The sequence below is a fragment of the Kitasatospora sp. Root107 genome (assembly GCF_001424875.1).
In the GTDB taxonomy this organism is placed as follows: Bacteria; Actinomycetota; Actinomycetes; order Streptomycetales; family Streptomycetaceae; genus Kitasatospora.
On record NZ_LMCT01000001.1, the window covers coordinates 439,473 to 459,413 of the forward strand.

General features: G+C 71.8%; 19 protein-coding genes and 2 tRNA genes. 4 read left to right on the top strand and 17 right to left on the bottom strand.

Features of this window, described 5'->3' with window-relative positions; translation table 11 throughout:
* Positions 1-41: 41 nt before the first annotated feature.
* The 6 genes from ASC99_RS01915 to ASC99_RS01940 all read right to left on the bottom strand — a co-directional run bounded on the left by ASC99_RS01915 (position 42) and on the right by ASC99_RS01940 (position 4,830).
* Positions 42-263 (bottom strand): hypothetical protein, encoded by a 222-nt coding sequence (locus ASC99_RS01915; protein ID WP_157531328.1) that lies wholly within the window; start codon positions 261-263, stop codon positions 42-44.
* A gap of 208 nt (positions 264-471) precedes the next feature.
* The gene (pth, locus tag ASC99_RS01920) at positions 472-1,047 is read right to left on the bottom strand and encodes an aminoacyl-tRNA hydrolase (RefSeq protein ID WP_057227399.1); all 576 of its coding nucleotides are present in this window, start codon (positions 1,045-1,047) and stop codon (positions 472-474) included.
* A 101-nt stretch (positions 1,048-1,148) separates the two neighbouring features.
* Complete coding sequence (locus ASC99_RS01925) at positions 1,149-1,733, bottom strand: 50S ribosomal protein L25/general stress protein Ctc (RefSeq protein WP_057227401.1); 585 nt, start codon at positions 1,731-1,733, stop codon at positions 1,149-1,151.
* A 256-nt stretch (positions 1,734-1,989) separates the two neighbouring features.
* On the bottom strand, positions 1,990-2,964 hold the full coding sequence (locus tag ASC99_RS01930; protein ID WP_057227403.1) for a ribose-phosphate diphosphokinase: 975 nt from the start codon (positions 2,962-2,964) through the stop codon (positions 1,990-1,992).
* A gap of 202 nt (positions 2,965-3,166) precedes the next feature.
* Positions 3,167-4,609 carry a bifunctional UDP-N-acetylglucosamine diphosphorylase/glucosamine-1-phosphate N-acetyltransferase GlmU gene (gene glmU, locus ASC99_RS01935; protein ID WP_057227405.1) on the bottom strand — a complete coding sequence of 481 codons (1,443 nt, stop codon included), beginning with the start codon at positions 4,607-4,609 and terminating at the stop codon, positions 3,167-3,169.
* Positions 4,610-4,759: 150 nt separating this feature from the next.
* A tRNA-Gln gene (locus ASC99_RS01940) sits at positions 4,760-4,830 on the bottom strand.
* A gap of 181 nt (positions 4,831-5,011) precedes the next feature.
* Here ASC99_RS01940 and ASC99_RS01945 point away from each other — a divergent pair.
* The 3 genes from ASC99_RS01945 (at position 5,012) to ASC99_RS01955 (ending at position 7,299) form a co-directional block, all read left to right on the top strand.
* Positions 5,012-5,974, top strand: coding sequence for a fatty acid desaturase (locus ASC99_RS01945; protein WP_057227408.1), 963 nt, complete (start codon positions 5,012-5,014; stop codon positions 5,972-5,974).
* Positions 5,971-6,711, top strand: a complete 741-nt coding sequence (locus tag ASC99_RS01950; protein WP_057228025.1) for a TetR/AcrR family transcriptional regulator — start codon at positions 5,971-5,973, stop codon at positions 6,709-6,711. Before ASC99_RS01945 ends, ASC99_RS01950 begins: the two co-directional genes overlap by 4 nt.
* Before the next feature lie 93 nt (positions 6,712-6,804).
* On the top strand, positions 6,805-7,299 hold the full coding sequence (locus ASC99_RS01955) for a MarR family winged helix-turn-helix transcriptional regulator (RefSeq protein WP_057228027.1): 495 nt from the start codon (positions 6,805-6,807) through the stop codon (positions 7,297-7,299).
* A 156-nt stretch (positions 7,300-7,455) separates the two neighbouring features.
* On the opposite strand, the gene ASC99_RS01960 is transcribed toward ASC99_RS01955, so the two are convergent.
* The 8 genes from ASC99_RS01960 to ASC99_RS01995 form a co-directional block, all read right to left on the bottom strand.
* The gene (locus ASC99_RS01960) at positions 7,456-8,991 is read right to left on the bottom strand and encodes a nucleoside-diphosphate sugar epimerase/dehydratase (protein ID WP_057227410.1); all 1,536 of its coding nucleotides are present in this window, start codon (positions 8,989-8,991) and stop codon (positions 7,456-7,458) included.
* Positions 8,992-9,046: 55 nt separating this feature from the next.
* On the bottom strand, positions 9,047-9,910 hold the full coding sequence (locus ASC99_RS01965; RefSeq protein WP_057227413.1) for a response regulator transcription factor: 864 nt from the start codon (positions 9,908-9,910) through the stop codon (positions 9,047-9,049).
* Between the two features lie 221 nt (positions 9,911-10,131).
* Positions 10,132-11,262 (bottom strand): galactokinase, encoded by a 1,131-nt coding sequence (gene galK, locus ASC99_RS01970; protein ID WP_057227415.1) that lies wholly within the window; start codon positions 11,260-11,262, stop codon positions 10,132-10,134.
* Positions 11,259-12,221: a UDP-glucose 4-epimerase GalE gene (gene galE / locus ASC99_RS01975; protein ID WP_057227417.1), complete on the bottom strand. Its 963-nt coding sequence runs from the start codon at positions 12,219-12,221 to the stop codon at positions 11,259-11,261. Before galE ends, galK begins: the two co-directional genes overlap by 4 nt.
* Positions 12,218-13,303 (bottom strand): galactose-1-phosphate uridylyltransferase, encoded by a 1,086-nt coding sequence (gene galT, locus ASC99_RS01980; protein WP_057227419.1) that lies wholly within the window; start codon positions 13,301-13,303, stop codon positions 12,218-12,220. The genes galE and galT overlap by 4 nt, the downstream gene beginning before the upstream one ends.
* A gap of 87 nt (positions 13,304-13,390) precedes the next feature.
* Entirely contained in the window at positions 13,391-14,059 is a 669-nt protein-coding gene (locus ASC99_RS01985) for a response regulator transcription factor (protein ID WP_057227422.1), read from the bottom strand.
* 176 nt (positions 14,060-14,235) lie between these two features.
* Positions 14,236-14,311 (bottom strand) — tRNA-Thr (locus ASC99_RS01990).
* A gap of 113 nt (positions 14,312-14,424) precedes the next feature.
* The gene (locus tag ASC99_RS01995; RefSeq protein WP_057227424.1) at positions 14,425-15,765 is read right to left on the bottom strand and encodes an MFS transporter; all 1,341 of its coding nucleotides are present in this window, start codon (positions 15,763-15,765) and stop codon (positions 14,425-14,427) included.
* Between the two features lie 143 nt (positions 15,766-15,908).
* Between ASC99_RS01995 and ASC99_RS02000 the strand changes: the two genes are divergently transcribed.
* The gene (locus ASC99_RS02000) at positions 15,909-16,097 is read left to right on the top strand and encodes a hypothetical protein (RefSeq protein ID WP_057227426.1); all 189 of its coding nucleotides are present in this window, start codon (positions 15,909-15,911) and stop codon (positions 16,095-16,097) included.
* A gap of 8 nt (positions 16,098-16,105) precedes the next feature.
* Here the strand turns inward: ASC99_RS02000 and ASC99_RS02005 are convergent, their stop codons facing one another.
* The 3 genes from ASC99_RS02005 to ASC99_RS02015 all read right to left on the bottom strand — a co-directional run bounded on the left by ASC99_RS02005 (position 16,106) and on the right by ASC99_RS02015 (position 19,941).
* Positions 16,106-17,896: an ABC-F family ATP-binding cassette domain-containing protein gene (locus tag ASC99_RS02005; RefSeq protein ID WP_057227428.1), complete on the bottom strand. Its 1,791-nt coding sequence runs from the start codon at positions 17,894-17,896 to the stop codon at positions 16,106-16,108.
* A 66-nt stretch (positions 17,897-17,962) separates the two neighbouring features.
* Positions 17,963-18,949 (bottom strand): aldo/keto reductase, encoded by a 987-nt coding sequence (locus tag ASC99_RS02010; RefSeq protein WP_057227430.1) that lies wholly within the window; start codon positions 18,947-18,949, stop codon positions 17,963-17,965.
* Positions 18,950-19,023: 74 nt separating this feature from the next.
* Positions 19,024-19,941, bottom strand: coding sequence for a 4-(cytidine 5'-diphospho)-2-C-methyl-D-erythritol kinase (locus tag ASC99_RS02015; RefSeq protein ID WP_057227432.1), 918 nt, complete (start codon positions 19,939-19,941; stop codon positions 19,024-19,026).

A 19,941-nucleotide genomic window follows, 5' to 3' on the forward strand; every position in this document is an offset into this window, starting at 1 on the left:
CCGTCACGGACCGCCCCTCCTGCACATCTGCTGACGCCTGCTCAGTGCACCGTCACCCGGCCGGACTTCCGGCGGCGCAGCCACATCGCCGCCCCGCCCGCGACCACCACCAGGCCGCCGCCCACGGCGTACAGCCCGGACGAGGTGCCCAGCTCACCGGCCACCGGGGCGGGGAACTGCGCGGCCGCCGGCTCCGGCGTCACGGCGGGCCGCACCGTCGGGTCGGCCGCCTGCGCGGCCGTCACCCCGAACGCCGAGACCATGAGCATCAGCGTCGTACCACCCAGCACACGTCCGACACGGACGCGCTGTGACCGAATCACGGTCCCTACCCCCAGATCCAACCCCTCAACCCTGCGTTACGGGCTGACGGTATCCGATCCGACCGGTCGTTCCCACACGGATTGAGGAACGATCAAGCAAGCGTTGTACGACCGTTGTGCAAACCCAGCGCGGCATCTTGACGGACCGTCAGGAGTTGTACGTGCCCTGGGCCCGCTCCAGACCTTCCGCGAGCAGCGCCTCCACCGCGTCGGCCGAGCGGTCCACGAACCAGTCGAGCTCCTTGCGCTCGGTCGAGGAGAAGTCCTTGAGCACGAAGTCCGCGACGTCCATCCGGCCGGGCGGGCGGCCGATCCCGCAGCGCAGCCGGTGGTAGTCCGGGCCGAGCGACTTGGTGATCGACTTCAGGCCGTTGTGGCCGTTGTCGCCGCCGCCGAGCTTGAGCCGCAGGGCCGCGTAGTCGATGTCCAGCTCGTCGTGCACGGCGACGATCGCCGAGGTGGGCGCCTTGTAGAAGTCGCGCAGCGCGGTGGTCGGGCCGCCGGAGAGGTTCATGAAGGTCATCGGCTTGGCCAGCACGACCCGCTGCCCGCCGATCCGGCCCTCGGCGATCTGGGACCGGCTCTTGTGGGTCTTGAACCTGGCACCGATCCGCTGGGCCAGCAGGTCCACCACCATGAAGCCGATGTTGTGCCGGTTCCGGGCGTACTCGTCGCCCGGGTTGCCGAGGCCGACGACCAGCCACGGACCGTCGTAGTCGTTCATGTACCGCTCCTTCTTCGGATACAGCCATCATCCCGGACACACCGCTGCCCCGGTCACTCCGAACGGAGCGGCCGGGGCAGCGGTCAGGCAGCGGGTGAGGCTCAGGCCTCGGCGGCGGCGGCCTCGGCGTCGGCGTCGGCCTGCGAGGCCTGGGCGCCGATGACCTGGAGCACGACGGTGTCGGCGTCGACGGCCAGCGTGGTGCCGGCCGGCAGGGTGATGTCGCCGGCGAGGACGGAGGCACCGGCCTCCAGGCCCTGGACCGAGACGGTGACCGACTCGGGCAGGTGGGTGGCCTCGGCCTCGACCGGGAGGGAGTTCAGCACGTGCTCGAGCAGGTTGCCGCCGGCGGCGAGCTCGCCCTCGGTGAGGATCGGGATCTCGACGGTGACCTTCTCGCCGCGCTTCACCAGCAGCAGGTCGACGTGCTCGATGGTGCGCTTGATGGCCTCACGCTGGATGGCCTTCGGCAGGACGTACTCGTCCTTGCCCTCGATCGGAACGACCAGCAGGGCGTTCGGGGTCTTGAGCGCCATCATCAGCGCGTGGCTCGGCAGGTTCAGGTGAACCGGGGCGAGGCCGTGGCCGTAGACGACGCCGGGAACAAGGCCGGCGCGGCGGGCGCGACGGGCGGCACCCTTGCCGAACTCGGTGCGGGACTCGGCGGCAAGGCGGATCTCGGACACGTCTGCTCCTCTGAGAGAACGGGTGCAGACAAGCGAAAACCGCCGAAGCCACACCCTCAAATACCTGGGGGTTCGCTCGACGGCAGACGACGGCTGAATGAATCTCAGCAGCGCGTCGATCACGGAGACGGCACCGAATGGGCGCACAGCATCCCTCGCCGAGCAGTCTCACGAGTCTAACCGCACGCCTCGTCAACCACGAAATCGGCCCCGGTGCTCAGCAGAGCACCGGGGCCGGTTCAAGACTGACGCGGGGTCAGTGCACACCCTCGAAGAGGCTGGTGACCGAGCCGTCCTCGAAGACCTCGCGGATCGCGGCGGCGATCGACGGGGCGATCGAGAGCGTGGTCACCTTGTCCAGCTGGAGCTCCTGCGGGGTCGGCAGGGTGTTGGTGAACACGAACTCGCTGACCCGGGAGTTCTTCAGCCGGTCGGCGGCCGGGCCGGACAGCACACCGTGGGTGGCGGCCACGATGACGTCGGCGGCACCGTTGTCGAACAGCGCGTCGGCGGCGGCGCAGATGGTGCCGGCCGTGTCGATCATGTCGTCGACCAGGACGCAGACCCGGCCCTTGACGTCACCGACCACCTCGGCGGACAGGATGGTGTTCGCCTGGGTCATGTCCCGGCGCTTGTGGATGATCGCCAGCGGCGCACCGAGGCGGTCCGACCACTGGTCGGCGACCTTCACCCGGCCGGCGTCCGGCGAGACGATGGTCAGCTTCGACCGGTCGACCTTGCGGCCCACGTAGTCCGCCAGCAGCGGCAGCGCGAACAGGTGGTCCACCGGGCCGGAGAAGAAGCCCTGGATCTGCGCGGTGTGCAGATCCACCGCCATGATCCGGTCGGCGCCGGCCGCGGCCAGCAGGTCGGCCACCAGCCGGGCCGAGATGGGCTCGCGACCCAGGTGCTTCTTGTCCTGGCGGGCGTAGCCGTAGAACGGCAGGATCGCCGTGATGCTGCGAGCCGAGGCCCGCTTCAACGCGTCGATCATGATGAGCTGTTCCATGATCCACTGGTTGATCGGAGCCGTGTGGCTCTGCATCACGAAGCAGTCCGCGCCACGGGCGGAGTCCAGGAACCGGACGTAGATCTCACCGTTGGCGAAGTCCAGCGCCTTGGTGGGCACCAGCTCCGTCCCGAGCGCCGCGGCCACCTCGGTCGCCAGCTCGGGGTGGGCCCGGCCGGAGAAGAGTTTGAGCTTCTTCTCACCCGACGTCGTGATGCTCACTGCACCGTCTCCTCATGTTCCTGACGTACATGAACCCGCCGCGCCGCACCCCGGCTCGGCCGGGATCGGTGGTCAACGGGGATGGGGGGTACGCCCAGACACGGGCCAGGGAGCCCAGTGGCGCACGTATGTACTCCAGGTTACGCGCTGGGCCGTGAAGCGTCCGCCCCGGGCCCACTCCCCAAGATCCCCACGGGGCCACTCAGACCTCGTTCGCCTCGGCCGCCGCACGCGCCGAGTCGGTGCCGGGGCGCTTGCGCTCCACCCAGCCCTGGATGTTGCGCTGCTGGGCCCGGGCGACCCCGAGCGCACCGGCCGGCACATCGCTGATGATCACCGAACCGGCCGCCGTGTAGGCGCCGTCCCCGACCGTCACCGGGGCGATGAACATGTTGTCCGAACCCGTGCGGCAGTGGGCCCCGATGGTGGTCCGGTACTTGTTCACACCGTCGTAGTTGACCGTCACGGAGGCCGCGCCGATGTTGGTGTGCTCACCGATGGTGGCGTCCCCGATGTACGAGAGGTGCGGCACCTTGGCGCCCTCGCCGAGCTCGGAGTTCTTGATCTCCACGTACGTGCCGACCTTGGCCTTGCGGGCCAGCTTGGCGCCCGGCCGCAGGTAGGCGTACGGGCCGACACCGGCCTGCTCGCCGATCTCGGCGCCGATCGCCGTGGTGTTGCTCACAGTGGCGCCCGCGCCGACCAGGGTGTCGGTCAGGGTCGAGTTCGGACCGACCTGGCAGCCCTCGCCCAAGTGGGTGGCGCCGTGCAGCTGGGTGTTCGGCAGCAGCACCGCGTCCGGCTCGTAGGTGACCTGGACGTCGATCCAGGTGGTGGCGGGGTCGACCACGGTGACGCCCTCGCGCATGGCCCGCTCGGTCAGCCGGGAGTTCAGGATCCGGCGGGCCTCGGCCAGCTGGACCCGGTCGTTGATGCCCAGGATGTCCCGGTAGTCGGCGGCCACCACGGCGCCCACCCGGTGGCCCGCGGTCCGGAGGATGCCGAGGGTGTCGGTCAGGTACTCCTCGCCCTGCGAGTTGTCGGTGGTGACCTTTGCCAGCGCCTCGGCCAGCAGCTTGGCGTCGAAGGCGAAGACCCCGGAGTTGATCTCGGTGATCGCGCGCTGCTCGGCGGTGGCGTCCTTCTCCTCGACGATCGCCGCGACCGCGTCCGCGCCGTCCCGCAGGATCCGGCCGTAGCCGGTGGAGTCCGGCACCACGGCGGTCAGCACGGTGACGCCGTTGCCCTGCCCGGCGTGCGAGGCGACCAGCGCGGCCAGCGTGCCGCCGGTCAGCAGCGGGGCGTCGCCGGTGGTGATCACCACGGTGCCGTTCGGCTCCTCGCCCTCGGCGGCCAGCGCCGCCAGCGCGGTGCGCACCGCGTGGCCGGTGCCCTTCTGCTCCAGCTGCACGGCCGTCCGCACGCCGGGGTAGTACTCCGCCAGATGGGCCTGCACCAGCTCACGCTGGTGGCCGACCACCACCAGCAGCCGATCCGGCGTCAACTCCTGGGCGGCGGCCACCGCGTGGCCCACCAGGGTGCGACCGCAGATCGGGTGCAGCACCTTGGGCAGGCTCTTGGACTTCATCCGAGTCCCGCCGCCGGCGGCGAGCACGATCACGGCAGCAGGGTTGTTGGCACTCACGCGGGAGGCTCCTCGGGTTCGGCGCAGGAAGAGGGGTGTGCCCGAGGTCGTCGGCACTCCGCACGGCCGTCCTCCCGGGCTGCCCAGAGCTTAGCCCGGACAGCGAGCAGCCCCCGGACCGCTACTGCGGTCCGGGGGCTGTCGTGGATGCTCCCGGAGGAGGATTCGAACCCCCATAAGCTGGACCAAAACCAGCTGTCCTGCCCTTAGACGATCCGGGAAGGAGCTGCCGTATGCCGGTCGCCCGGCAATGCGGTCCACAGCCTACGGGGTAAGGGCCCGTACATCCACCACCTTGAGGGGCCCCTAGCGGCTCACGACACGTCTTCCCAACCGGGGCGGCAGAACTTACGATGCCGTAAGTTACGGCTACGTAGGTAGCCCCTTCCCTCAAGGACCCCCATGACGATCCAGGCCAGCGAAGCGCCTCCCGAGGCCGATGCCATCGCCGCCACCCAGCTCTCCGCCACCCGAGGTGGCGAGAAGCAGGGCCTCGCCGAGCGGATCACGCTCGGCCTCTTCATCGGGGTGCCCTTCCTGGCCCTGCTGGCCGTCGTGCCGGTGGTCTGGGGCTGGGGCCTCGGCTGGACCGACCTGGCGATCGCCACGGTGATGTACTTCGTCGCCTGTCACGGCATCACCGTCGGCTTCCACCGCTACTTCACGCACGGCTCGTTCAAGGCCAAGCGCCCGCTGGTGATCGCGATGGCGATCGCCGGCAGCCTGGCGATCGAGGGCCCGGTGGTGCGCTGGGTGGCCGACCACCGCAAGCACCACCAGTTCAGCGACAAGGACGGCGACCCGCACTCGCCGTGGCGCTACGGCGAGTCGGTGCCCGCACTGCTGAAGGGCCTCTGGTGGGCCCACCTCGGCTGGCTCTTCGACGAGGAGCAGACCCCGCAGCTCAAGTACGCGCCCGACCTGGTGAACGACCCGACCATAAGGATGGTCTCCCGGCTGTTCTGGCTCTGGACCCTGGTCTCGATGCTGATCCCGCCGCTGGTCGGCGGTCTGGTCTCGATGTCCTGGCAGGGCGCGCTGACCGCCTTCTTCTGGGGCTCACTGGTCCGCGTCGCGCTGCTGCACCACGTCACCTGGTCGATCAACTCGATCTGCCACGCGATCGGCTCCCGGCCGTTCAAGTCCCGTGACAAGTCCGGCAACGTCTGGTGGCTGGCGGTGCTTTCCTGCGGCGAGTCCTGGCACAACCTGCACCACGCCGACCCCACCTCGGCCCGGCACGGCGTGCTGCGCGGCCAGATCGACTCCTCGGCCCGGCTGATCCGCTGGTTCGAACAGGCGGGCTGGGCGAAGGATGTGCGGTGGCCGGACGCGGAGCGGATCGCCGCCCGCCGCACCGCATGACCCGACGCCTGCAGCATGATGTAAGGGTGAACGGGAGCAACGGAGACACCACGGACGGCCGGACCACACGAGCGGAGACCGCCCGTACCCGGTCCGCTGCTCCCGCCCGCCCCACCAAGCCCGGCCGGGTCAGGATGACCGGCAAGCAGCGTCGCGAGCAGCTGCTGGACATCGGCCGGACGGTGTTCGCCGAGCGTGGTTACGACGGCACCTCGGTGGAGGAGATCGCCGAACGGGCGGGCGTCTCCAAGCCGGTGGTCTACGAGCACTTCGGGGGCAAGGAGGGGCTGTACGCGGTCGTGGTCGACCGGGAGATGCAGCTCCTCCTCGACATGGTCACCGGCGCGCTCACCGGCGGGCACTCCCGCGAGCTGCTGGAGCAGGCCGCCTTCGCGCTGATGGACTACATCGACACCTCGACCGACGGCTTCAAGATCCTGGTCCGGGACTCCCCGGTGGCCCAGTCCACCGGCAGCTTCGCCTCGCTGATCAGCGACATCGCCACTCAGGTCGAGGACATCCTCGGCCTGGAGTTCAAGTCCCGCGGCTTCGACGCCCGGCTGGCGCCGATGTACTCGCAGATGCTGGTCGGCATGGTCGCGCTCACCGGCCAGTGGTGGCTGGAGGTCCGCCGGCCCGGCAAGGCCGAGGTGGCCGCCCACCTGGTGAACCTGGCCTGGCACGGCCTGGAGGGGATGGAGCGGCACCCCAAGCTGGTCGGCGACCGGCAGCTCTGATTCCGTAGTGGCGGCTGTGCCCGCGGTGTTCACCGAGGAAGTCTTGACGTCAAGAGGCTTCATATCGACACACCCGTGGCTACACTGATCCACATGGAGGACGAGGTCGACCGGCTGGTCGCTGCATGGCGCCGTGAGCGCCCCGACCTCGACGTGTCCCCGCTCGAGGTGCTCAGCCGGGTCAGCCGGCTCGCCCGGCACCTGGACCGGGCCCGCCGCACCGCCTTCGCCGAGCACGGCCTGGAGCCGTGGGAGTTCGACGTGCTGACCGCCCTGCGGCGGGCCGGCTCCCCGTACCAGCTCTCCCCCGGCCAGCTCCTCACCCAGACCCTGGTCACCTCGGGCACCATGACCAACCGGATCGACCGGCTCACCGGCAAGGGCCTGGTCAAGCGGCTGCCCGACCCCGACGACCGGCGCGGGGTCCTGGTCCGGCTGACCGAGGACGGCCGCGACCGCGCCGACGAGGCACTGGCCGGCCTGCTGGCCCACGAACGGGCCCTGCTCGCCGAGCTGACGGGCCACCAGCAGACCGAACTCGCGAGTCTGCTCCGCCAGTTGGTCACACCGTTCGACCGCGCCGGTTAGCTCAGCGCCGGGCATCAGCCATCAGGGGCTCGGGGAACTGCGACGCCGACCTCAGGAGCGTTCAACGTACGTACCGGGTCAGGCACTTTCGCACTGTGCCCCACCAGCCACGAACCGTCGCAGTTCCCCGAGCCCCTGATGGCTGATGCCGGTTGCCTAGAAGCCGTCCGGGTAGGGGCTGCTGAGGGCCGGGACGGGTTGGGCTTCGGGGGTGCGGTAGCCCGGGAGGAGTTCGGCGAGGCGGCGGCGGACTTCGGCGTCGGAGTTGCCCGCTGCGGCCTGGTAGAGGCCGGTCAGGCCGCCGGCCAGGTCCTCGGGGCCGGCCGAGTGGTCGGCGACGGTGGCGTAGATCCGGGCGTGTGCGGTGGGGAGACGTACCTCGCCCTCGGAGAACAGGGCCTCGTTGAGCTTCTCCCCCGCGCGCAGGCCGGTGTACCGGATCTCCACCTCCTCCGCCTCCAGCTGCACCTGCCGGGCGAAGTTGTGCACCAGGTCGACGATCCGCACCGGCTCGCCCATGTCCAGCACGAAGACCTCCCCGCCGTGCGCCATCCGCCCGGCCTCCAGCACCAGGCCGACCGCCTCCTCGATGGTCATGAAGAACCGGGTCACATCGGGGTGAGTGACCGTCACCGGGCTTCCGCTGCGCAGCTGTTCGGCCAGTACGGACAGCAGCGAGCCCCGCGAGCCGAGCACGTTGCCGAACCGGACCGCCGAGAAGACCCCGGTGCCGAGGTTGCGGGCGTCCCGGGCGTTGGCCTGCACGATCAGCTCGGCCAGCCGCTTGCTGGCACCGAGCACCGAGGTCGGGTCGGCCGCCTTGTCGGTGGAGATCAGCACGAACCGCTCGACGCCGGTGGCCAGCGCCGCCTCGACCAGGTTGTCGGTGCCAAGCACGTTGGACTTCACCGCCTCGGAGGGGTGGCGCTCCAGCAGCGGGAGGTGCTTGTGGGCGGCGGCGTGGAAGACCACCTCGGGCTTGAGGTCGCGGAAGATCTGCTGGATTCTCGGCCGGTCCCGGATGTCGGCGATCACCAGCGAGTCGTCGGTGAGCAACGCCTCGCCCCAGATGTCCAGTTGGAGCCGGTGCAGGTTGGACTCGTCGTGGTCGAGCATGTACAGCTCGGCCGGGCCGAAGGCGTGCAGCTGGCGGCAGAGCTCGCTGCCGATCGAACCGCCCGCGCCGGTGACCAGCACCCGGCGGCCCTCGATCACGGCCCGGACGTCCGAGGAGACCACATGCACCTCGTGCCGGCCGATCAGTCGGTTGACGTCCAGGCTGCGCAGGTCGGAGCCGACCACCTCGCGGCGGAGCGCGGACAGGAAGGACGGCAGGTAGCGGACCGAGGCACCGGCCGCCGCCGCGGCGGTGGCGAGCTGGCGGACCCGCTGGTGGGCCAGTCCGGGGATGGCCAGCACCACCACCTGGGCCCGGTGCCGGACGGCGAGTTCGGTCAGTTCGGCGAGCGTGCCGAGCACCGGTGCGCCGCTGACCAGCTGACCGGCCTTCAGCGGATCGTCGTCCAGCAGTCCGACCGGGAGCAGCCCGAAGTCGGGCGTCCGATCGAGGTCGCGGACCAGTGCGGTGCCGGCCGAACCGGCTCCGACCACGATCGTCCGCAGACCCGAACCGCCCTCCTGGAGTGGATGGTTGGCCGGATTCAGGCGTGCGGCATTGTTGTACGGCGACATGTGTCCTCCGAATTCCCTGACCTGACGATGTCGGTACCTGGGCTTGGGGGGCTGGTCAGCCGGCGCCGGGGCCCGTGGCGACGGTTGGGGTGGTGCGCGGGGTGGGTGGGGCGGCCTGTTCGGAGGGGCTGACGCCCGCCCGCCGGGCCACCGCGACGGCGGCGAGGGTGGAGTGCACCCCCAACTTGCCGAGCACGTTCTGCATATGGGTGCGGACGGTGTGCGGGGAGAGGTAGAGCCGCTCTGCCACGGCCTGCCGGCCGAGCCCGGCGACCATGCAGCGGAGCACCTCCTCCTCCCGGGGGGTGAGGCTCTCCACCAGCCGTTCGCTCTCCGTCCGGTCGCGCCGGGCGGCGGTCAACTCTCGTACCACTCCGGTGAGCAGGGCGGGTGGCAGGTGGGTCTCGTCGCGCAGGACGCCGCGGATCACGGCCATCAGGCGCGGCAGCGAGCTGTCCTTGGCGACCCAGCCGCAGGCGCCGGCCTGCAGGGCCCGGACGGCCCGGCGCGGGTCGTCCTCGCGGGCCAGCACCACGGCGCGCAGTTCTGGATAGGTCCGGCAGGCCCTGGCCAGCAGTGGCAGGCCGTCGGCGACCGGCCCCGCCGGTGGCCTGAGCGGACCTGCGGGCAGTAGTACGGGCGGCCTCCTGGGTGCCGGTGCGCGGCCGAACTGCCCTTCCGGCTCGGCTGGTTGACGGGGCCGACGGAGGACGGCGGTGCCCGCGGGGCCCAGGTCGGCGTCGATCAGGATCACGTCGAAGGCCCGCCCTTCGGCGGCGGCCCGCTCCAGGGCGTGCTCGGCTCCGGCCGCGCTCCCGGCCACGCCGACCTCGACGTCCGCCTCGGCGGCCAGGGTGGCCGCCAGCGCCTCGGCAAAGATCCGGTGGTCGTCGACCACCAGGACGCGAACCCGTCCCATCGTCGTTCCCCCCTGCTCGGGTGCCGGCCCCCACCGGCTGCCGGGCGCACTGCGGCGGGCTCGCCCACTTCTGCCCCCCGGTTCCCTGCGGGACTCAGCGTACGGAAGCGGGCAGTGAATCGGTGGGGATTTGGTGAAGTTTCGTCATTCACCCCGTAGTTGTCCGGACATGACAGCGCCCCGGGCCGACGCAAGGTCGGTCCGGGGCGAGGTACTGGGAGTCAGCTCAGCCGACGCGCTCCGGCGGCCGGGGTGGCGGTGAAGGTGCGCGGGTCGGCGTACCCGGCGGCCTTGAAGGCGCCGGTCACGGCGGCCGCGATGCCGTCCAGCCGTTCGGCGTCGACCAGGGCGATCACCGAGCCGCCGAAGCCGCCGCCGGTCATCCGGGCGCCGAGCGCACCGGCCTCGACCGCCGCCGCGACCGCGAGGTCGGTCTCCGGGCAGGAGACCCCGTAGTCGTCCCGGAGCGAGGCGTGCCCGGCGGTCAGCACCGGGCCGAGCCCGGTCAGGTCGCCCGCGTCCAGCAGCGCGATCGCCTGCTCGACCCGGGCGTCCTCGGTCACCACGTGCCGGACCAGCGGCCGGAGTTCAGCGGGCAGCACGGCCAGTGCGGCGGGCAGTCCGGCCTGGTCGAGGTCGCGCAGGGCGGGCAGCCCGAGCAGCCCGGCGGCCCGCTCGCAGCCGGCCCGCAGGGCGGCGTACGCACCGTCGGCCAGGTCGTGCTTGACCCGGGTGTCGATCACCAGCAGGCGCAGGCCCCGGCCCGCCAGGTCGAGCGGGACCTGACGCTGCGCCAGGTCCCGGGTGTCCAGGAAGAGCGCGCCGCCCTCGGCGCAGCACATCGAGGCCATCTGGTCCATCACACCGCACGGGACGCCGACGAAGGCGTTCTCGGCCCGCTGCGCGAGGAGCGCCAACGCGGCCGCGTCGAGGTCCAGTTCGTACAGGTCGCGGTAGGCGGTGGCGACCACGCACTCCAGCGAGGCGGAGGAGGACAGGCCCGCGCCGGTCGGCACGTCGCTGTCGAACCAGAAGTCCGCGCCGCCGACCTGGTGCCCGGCCTCGCGGAGCGCCCAGACCACTGCGGCGGGGTACTTGGCCCAGCCGTCCACGGAACCGGGGGTCAGCCCGGCGACGTCCAGCTCGGTCACCCTGCCGTCGCCCTGCTCGCTCCACAGCCTCAGCAGGCCGTCGGTGCGCAGCCGGACGGCCGCCCTGGTGGTGTGCGGCAGGGCGATCGGGAGCACGAACCCGTCGTTGTAGTCGGTGTGCTCGCCGATCAGGTTGACTCGGCCGGGCGCCGCCCAGACCCCGGTCGGGGCGGCGCCGTGGACGGACTGGAAGTCGGTCATGCGTTCTTCTTCTCCAGGGTGAACTGCCAGGCGTCCTTGACGATCTCGTCCAGGTCGGCACGACGGGGGGTCCAGCCCAGCGCCTGGTGGGCGCGGGCGGCGGAGGCGACCAGGACGGCCGGGTCGCCGGGGCGGCGGTCCGCGACCACGACCGGGATCTCCCGGCCCGTCACCCGCTTCACCGACTCGATCACCTCGCGGACCGAGAAGCCGCTGCCGTTGCCGAGGTTGCAGATCAGGTGCTCACCGGGCTTGGCGGCGTCCAGCGCCAGCAGGTGGGCGTCGGCCAGGTCGGCGACGTGGATGTAGTCGCGGATGCAGGTGCCGTCCGGGGTCGGGTAGTCCTCGCCGTAGACCGCGATGTGCGGGCGCTCGCCCAGGGCGGCCTGGAAGACCAGCGGGATCAGGTGCGACTCCGGGTCGTGCCGCTCGCCATAGGCGCCGTACGCCCCGGCCACGTTGAAGTAGCGCAGCGAGACCGCGGCCAGGCCGTGCGCGACCGCCTCACTGGTGATCAGGTGGTCCACCGCGAGCTTGGTGGCGCCGTAGGTGTTGGTCGGCGAGGTGCGGGCGGTCTCGGCGATCGGGACCTCCTCCGGCTCGCCGTAGACGGCGGCGGTGGAGGAGAAGACCAGCCTGCCGACGCCGGCCTTGCGCATCGCGCTGATCAGCTCCAGCGAGCCGGCCACGTTGTTGCGCCAGTACTTCTCCGGGTCGGCGACCGACTCGCCGACCTGCGAGCAGGCGGCGAAGTGCAGCACACCGTCGAAGGAGGAGTCGAGCACCTCGGCCGCGTCCTGGATCCGGCCCCGGACGAACTCGGCCCCGGCCGGCACACCCTCGCGGAAACCGGTGGAGAGGTCGTCGAGCACGGTGACCTGGTGGCCCGCCTCCAGCAGGTGCGCGGTGACCACACTGCCGACGTAGCCGGCGCCACCGGTGACCAGGTACTTACTCATGTTGCGACCTCCCGCAGGCGATGGGCCGCCGACTCCGGCGACACATCGTTGATGAATGCGTCCATGCCGGATTCGACGCCGGCCAGGAACTTGAGCTTGCCTACCGTACGACGGATCGTGAACAGCTCCAGATGCAGTGCCAGCTCGGTGCGGTGCCGGGCGGGCGCCTGGTGCCAGGCCGCGATGTACGGGGTCGGCGCACTACCGTCGAACAACCGGTCGAAGCGGCGCAGCAGTTCGAGGTAGATCCCCGGGAACTCGGCCCGCTCCGGCTCGGTCAGCCCGGTCAGGTCGGCCACCCGGCGGTTCGGGTACAGGTGCACCTCGTACGGCCAGCGGGCGGCGAACGGGACGAACGCCGTCCAGTACTCGCCCCGGAGCACCACTCGTACGGGATCGGCCAGTTCGGCCGCGAGCAGGTCCTCGGACAGGTTGCGGCCGGTGGCGGCGCGGTGCTCGTCGGCCCGGGCGAGCATCCTGACGGTGCGTGGGGTGACGAACGGGAAGGCGTAGATCTGGCCGTGCGAGTGGGCCAGTGTCACGCCGATCTCGGCGCCCCGGTTCTCGAAGCAGTAGACCTGTTCGACGCCCGGCAGCGCGGAGAGTTCGGCCGTCCTGTCCGTCCAGGCGTCCAGCACCAGGCGGGCCTGGGGCTCGCTGAGGTCGGCGAACGAGGCCTGGTGGTCGGCGGTGAAGCAGACCACCTCGCAGCGGCCGACGCCCGGCGTCAGCTCGCGCAGCGGTGTGGCGTCCGGCTCCACCTCGACGGCGGCACCGAGGGCGAGCGAGGGGAATCGGTTCTCGAAGACCACCACCTCGTAGTCCGGCGCCGGGATCTCGCTGAGGCGGCCGTCCCTGGACGGGCAGAGCGGGCACTCGTCGGCCGGGGGGTGGTAGATCCGGCCCTGGCGGTGCGCCGCGACCGTGACGTGGTCGCCGGTGACCGGGTCGCGGCGGACCTCCGACAGGGCGGCGGTGGCCTCCAGCGGACGCAGGTCGGTGAAGGCCCGGTCGGCGGTCTCCTCCGCGTCGAAGTAGATGAGCTCGCGACCGTCCGCGAGCTTGGTCGTGGTCTTCTGCACGGCTCCGCCTTCCGATGTGCTCTGCGCTCACATAATCAAACAGAAACACACATCAGTCAACAGTCCACGGGTGAGGGGCCGCCGTCCTCAGTTCCGCGTGATGCGCTCCAGGAGGCCGGTGCGGACCGCGAGGGCGGTCGCTTCCAGGCGGGTACGGGCGCCGAGCTTCATCAGGACGCGCTGGACGTGGGTGCGGGCGGTGCTCGGGGCGATGCCCATTCCGGCCGCGATGGCGGTGGTGTCCTGACCCTCGGTGATCCGGATCAGCACCTGGACCTCCCGCCGGGTCAGCGCCCGGAGCAGCCGGACCGCGTCGTCGTCCGGCTCGGCCATCGGGCGGAGCACCCGCTCGAAGGCTCCCTGCAGCACCTCGACCGCGACCGCCGCCTCCCCCGCCCTGACCCGCGCGATCGCCCGCTCGACCACCTCGATCCGCTCGTCGCTGCGGACGTACCCCGCCGCACCGGCCGCGAACGCCGCCGCCACCCGGCCCGGCTCGCCGACCGGGCCGAGCACCACCACGGCGATCTCCGGGCGCTCCCGGCGCAGCCGCCGCAGCGGCTCGAAGGCGTCCGGCGCCCCCGGCCCCGACACCCCCAACAGGCAGACCTCGGGCCGCCGTCCGGCCACCGACTCGGCCACCGCCCGGGCCGGCGAGCCGATCGCGAGCACCCGGTGCCCGCGCAGCACCAACGCGGCGGCCAGCGTCTCCGCGAGCAGTCTGTGGTCGTCCACCACCACGAGCCGAACGCCCATGGCGCCCTCCACTCCCCGTCCGGCCGCGCCCTCCGCACCCCGTCCGTACCCGGCGGGCCGCCGTGACGCACCATCAGAGCGCATTCGGCCCCTGCCCGCCAGAGCGCGGGCAGGTCGAGCCACGCCCTCAGGAAACACCGAAGGCCCCCGCCGAAGTGGCGGGAGCCTTCTGTGACTGGAGCCCCCATGCGGAATCGAACCGCAGACCTTCTCCTTACCATGGAGACGCTCTACCGACTGAGCTATAGGGGCGAACCGGTCGAACGAGGAAGACATTACACGGTGATCGGCCGGTACGGGAAATCCGTCCCCGCTCCGCCTCCGCCACCCGCCCACTCCCCGCCCGACGGCCCGTCAGCGGCCCGTCAGCCGGGTTCGGCCACCAGCCCCGGACGGCGTACGGCGGCCAGGTCGCGCCCCCGGGTCTCGGGCAGCGCCAGCAGGCTGAGCAGCGAGACCACGCCCACCCCGGCCGCGTACCAGCCGATCGGGACGGCGGTGCCGTAGGCGCTGTTCAGCCGGGTGGCGACCAGCGGTGCGGTGGCCCCGCCGACCACCCCGCCGAGGTTGTAGCCGAGCGCCACGCCGGTGTACCGCAGCCGGGTCGGGAACAGCTCCGGCAGATACCCGGCGACCGGTCCGAAGTGCAGCCCGAGCACGGCCATCGCGCCGATCAGCGCCACCCCGACCAGGACCGGCCTGGCCGTCTCCAGCAGTGGGAAGAGCACCAGCGCCCAGCCGGTGGCCAGCGAGGTCGTGGCGACCAGCGTCCGCCGACGGCCCCAGCGGTCGCCCTGCCCCGCGCTGAACCAGACCGTGCCCGCCATGACCAGCGCCCCGGTCAGCAGCAGACCGAGCACCAGACCGCTGGCCAGGCCCAGTTCGCCGGTCGCGTACGCCAGTGCGTAGGTGGTGGTCAGGTAGAACAGCGTGTACCCGACGGTGATCGAGAGGCCGCCGAGCAGCACCGTCCGCCCGTGCTCCCGGAGCAGCTCGACCACCGGCACCCGGGCCCGCTCCGGCTGCTCCCGGAACATCGGCGACTCGGCGACCCGCAGCCGGACGAACAGCCCGAACGCCACCAGCGCGGCCGAGGCCAGGAACGGCACCCGCCAGCCCCAGCTGAGGAACGCCGACCGGCTCAGCCCCTCGGAGAGCGCCAGGAAGACCGCGTTGGCCAGGAAGAAGCCGGCACACGGACCGAGCTGGAGGTACCCGCCGTACCGCCCGCGCCGCTCCGGCGGGGCGTGCTCGGCCAGCAGCAGCGCCGCACCGCCCCACTCGCCACCCAGGCCGATGCCCTGACAGAACCTCAGGAACACCAGCAGCACCGGCGCCCAGATCCCCCAGGCCCCGTACCCGGGCAGCAGCCCGACCAGCGCGGTGGAGACCCCCATCAGCAGCAACGAGCCGACCAGGGTGGTCTTCCGGCCGAGCCGGTCGCCGTAGTGACCGAACAGCACCGCGCCGACCGGCCGGGCCAGGAACGCCACCGCGTACACCGAGAAGGCGGCCAGCAGCCCGCCGGCCGCGCCGAGGCCGGGGAAGAACACCTTGCCGAAGACCAGCGCGGCCGCCGTCCCGTAGATGAAGAAGTCGTAGAACTCGATCGTGGTGCCGACCAGTGCGGCCGCCGCCACCCGGCGGAGCGCCGGGGCCGGCCCGTCGGACCGGGCGGCCGGGGCCGCCGGAGGGGAGGAAGTCATGACCCCACCCTGGCGGCGGCCCCACCTGCCGGGACAGCGGTCAGCCGGGTGATCCCGGAGCGCGGTCCCGAGTGCCCGCCGGGGTGGTGCATGTCCCGGTACCTGGCGGTATGGTGTGCGCTCCTGGCAGGAAAGGACCGGACATGCAGGAGCTGTTCAGCAATCGTGGCGTCCTCTTCCGAGTCCTCCCGGTACTCGGCCTGGCACTCGGATTCTTCCTGCTGGACCGGGGCCTGACCCTCTGTCACGACGGCGGCTCGATCGGCTGGCCGATACCCGGCGCGGTCGTCGCCGCGTGTTCGCTCGGACTGACGGTGCGCAGCTTCCGCTGAGCCGACGCCTACTCCTGCTCGGCGAGTTCCATCCAGGCGAGCTCCAGCTCCTCCTTGTCCTCGCGGACCTTGCGAAGCTGGGCGTCCAGCTCGGAGATCTTCGCGAAGTCGGCTGCGTGCTCGGCGAGTTGGGCGTGCAGCTTGACCTCCTGGGCGTCCAGCTTGACGATCTGGCGCTCCAGCTTCTGCATCTCCTTCTTCACCGCCCGACTGTCGCCGACCGGCCTGGCCGGGGCGGCGAGCGACGCCGGGACGGCCTGCTCGACCATCTTGGCCCGCCGCTCCAGGTACTCGTCGACGCCCTTCGGGAGCATCCGCAGCCGCTTGTCACCGAGCAGCGCGTGCACGGTGTCGGTGGTCCGCTCGATGAAGAACCGGTCGTGGCTGATGACCACCATCGAGCCCGGCCAGCCGTCGAGCAGGTCCTCCAGCTGGTTGAGCGTCTCGATGTCCAGGTCGTTGGTGGGCTCGTCGAGGAAGAGCACGTTGGGCTCGTCCATCAGCAGCCGGAGCAGCTGGAGCCGACGCCGCTCACCACCCGAGAGGTCGCCGACCGGCGTCCACTGCTTGTCCTTGGTGAAGCCGAACTGCTCGCAGAGCTGACCGGCACTCATCTCCCGGCCCTTGCCGAGGTCGACCCGGCCGCGGATCTGCTCGACGGCCTGGAGCACCCGGGTCGCCGGGTCGAGCTCGGCGATCTCCTGGGAGAGGTAGGCCAGCCGGACGGTCTTGCCGACCTTGATCACACCGGACGCGGGCTGCACGTCGCCCTGGGTCGCGTGGGCGGCCTGCATGGCGCGCAGCAGCGAGGTCTTGCCCGCGCCGTTGACGCCGAGCAGGCCGATCCGGTCGCCGGGGCCGAGGTTCCAGGTCAGGTTCTCCAGCAGCAGCTTGGGGCCGGCCTTGACGGTGACGTCCTCCAGCTCGAAGACCGTACGGCCGAGCCGGGCGTTGGCGAACTTCATCAGCTCGCTCTTGTCCCGGGGCTCCGGCACGTCGGCGATCAGGGCGTTGGCGGCCTCGATCCGGTAGCGCGGCTTCGCGGTCCGGGCGGGGGCACCGCGGCGCAGCCAGGCCAGCTCCTTGCGGGCCAGGTTCTGCCGCTTCTGCTCCTCGGTGGCCTCGGCCCTGGTCCGCTCGGCGCGGGCGAAGACGTAGTCGGAGTAGCCGCCCTCGTACTCGCGGACCTCGCCGCGCTGGACGTCCCACATCCGGGTGCAGACCTGGTCCAGGAACCACCGGTCGTGGGTCACGCAGACCAGGCCGGAGCGGCGGTTCTGCAGGTGCTTGGCCAGCCAGGCGATGCCCTCGACGTCGAGGTGGTTGGTGGGCTCGTCCAGCACGACCAGGTCGTGCTCGCCGAGCAGCAGCTGGGCCAGCGCGATCCGGCGGCGCTCGCCACCGGAGAGCGGGCCGATCACGGTGTCCAGGCCCTGGGGGAAGCCGGGCAGGTCGAGGCCGCCGAACAGGCCCTGGATGATGTCGCGGATCCGGGAGTCGCCGAGCCACTCGTGGTCGGCCCGCCCGCCGATGACCTCCTGCCGGATGGTCGCCTTCGGGTCCAGCGAGTCGTGCTGCGTGAGCACCGCGAGCTGGAGGCCGCCGGAGTGGGTGATCCGGCCGCTGTCCGGCTCCTCCAGCTTGGCCAGCATCCGGATCAGCGTGGTCTTGCCGTCGCCGTTCCGCCCGACCACGCCGATCCGGTCCCCCTCGCTGACGCCCAGGGTGACCCCGTCGAGCAGGGCCCGGGTGCCGTAGACCTTGCTGACGGACTCGATGGTGGCGAGATTGACGGCCACTGCAGCTGCGCTCCTGGAACTAGAGAGGCCGGGAGACGTCCCGGGGCCTCCAGCCTAGTGGGGTGCTCAGCCGGCGCTGTCCAGCCGGTCGCGCTGCTCGGCCGACAGCTCCAGGTCGAGCGCGGCCAGGCTCTCGTCCAGCTGGGCGACCGAGGAGGCGCCGACCAGTGGGACCACCTGGACCTCGCCGCCGATCAGCCAGGCCAGCACCACCTGGTTGACGGTGGCTCCGGTCTCGGCCGCGACCTGGTCCAGGACGGTCCGGCGGGCCCGGGTGCCCGCGTGGTCGAAGACCGGGCCGAGGGGCTTGTCCGGCCGGGTGTAGCCGCCGCCGAGCAGCGGCGAGTACGCCACCAGGGTGAGCGCCGGGTCCTCCCGCACGTAGCTGAGCAGGTCACCGTTGACCACGCCCTGGTCACCGTCGACCGTGAGCGCGCCCGGCAGGTCGGCCCGGCGGCGGAAGTAGCTGTGGCTGTACTGGAGCACCTCGTACCCCGGCAGCCCGGCCCGCGCCGCCAGGTTGCGCGCCCGCTCGACCCGCCAGGACCAGTGGTTGCTGACGCCCAGCAGGCCCACCGTGCCCTCGCCCACCAGCGCACCGAACACCTCGACGGTCTCCGCCAGCGGCACCTTGGTGTCCTCGACGTGCGCGTACAGCAGGTCCAGCTTGTCGACCCCGAGCCGCTCGCGGCTCTGCTCGGCCTGCTCCCGGATCGCCCGGGCGGACAGGCCCGCGCCGTTCTCCACGTAGCCGGTGCCAGGGGCCAGCGGGCGGGCGCCGAGCTTGGTGGCGATCACCACCTCGTCGGTGACACCCCGGCTGCGCCGCCAGCGGCCGACCAGCAGCTCGCTGGCGTCGCCCTGGCTGCCGTCGATCCAGTAGGCGTAGTTGTTGGAGGTGTCGATGAAGGTGCCGCCCGCCTCGACGTAGCGGTCCAGCACGGCGAACGAGGTGGCCTCGTCGGTCAGCGTGCCCATCAGCATCGCGCCCAGGCTGAGCACGCTGACCTCGCGGCGGGTCTTCGGGTCGGTGCCGATCGTGCGGTACTGCATGCCAGTCTCCCCGTCTCACGGCCCGTCAACTTCGGGCGCTGACCAGGAGTCTGGATTCTGGAGTGCACTCCAGGTCAACCGGTCTGGACCGCCGCCCCGCGAACCGGGCCGTACGTGGCGTGCGCCGCCCGGCAGGTGCCGGAGGCCAGCAGCGCCCGGGCGACCGTCTCGGCCGACTCGGCGTCCTTGACCAGGAAGGCGGTGGTCGGCCCCGAGCCGGAGACCAGCGCGGCCAGCGCGCCCGCCTCGGTGCCCGCCCGCAGGGTGTCGGCGAGCGAGGGGCGGAGCGAGACGGCGGCGGCCTGCAGGTCGTTGGTCAGCGCCTTGGCCAGCATCACCGGGTCACCGACGGCCAGTGCGGCCAGCAGCGCCGGGTCGGCGTCCGGGGTGGTCACCTCGGCCTCGGTGCAGCCGGTGCCCGCCTCGACCCGCAGGCGGTCGCACTCGCGGAACACCGCCGGGGTGGAGAGCCCGCCGTCGGCCACCGCGAAGACCCAGTGGAACGTACCGGTGACCGGCAGCGGCTCCAGGATCTCGCCCCGCCCCCGGCCCAGCGCGACCCCGCCGAGCAGCGCGAACGGCACGTCCGAGCCCAGCTCGGCGGCCAGCTCGTGCAGCACCCCGGCCGGGGTGTCCAGGCCCCACAGCGCGTCGCAGGCGACCAGCGCGGCCGCCCCGTCGGCGCTGCCGCCCGCCATCCCGCCGGCGACCGGGATCGACTTGTCGATGTGCAGGGCGACGTGCGGCTCGATGCCGTGGTGGGCGGCGAGCAGCCGGGCCGCGCGGACGGCCAGGTTGGTGTCGTCCAGCGGGACCGAGGCGGCGTCGGGCCCGGTGCAGGTGAGGGTGACACCCTCGCCGTGACGGGCCGTCACCTCGTCGCCGAGCGCGACCGCGAAGAACACGTTGGCCAGGTCGTGGAAGCCGTCGACCCGCAGGCCGCCGACCCCGAGCTGCGCATTGACCTTGGCGGGCACCCGTACGGTGATCAC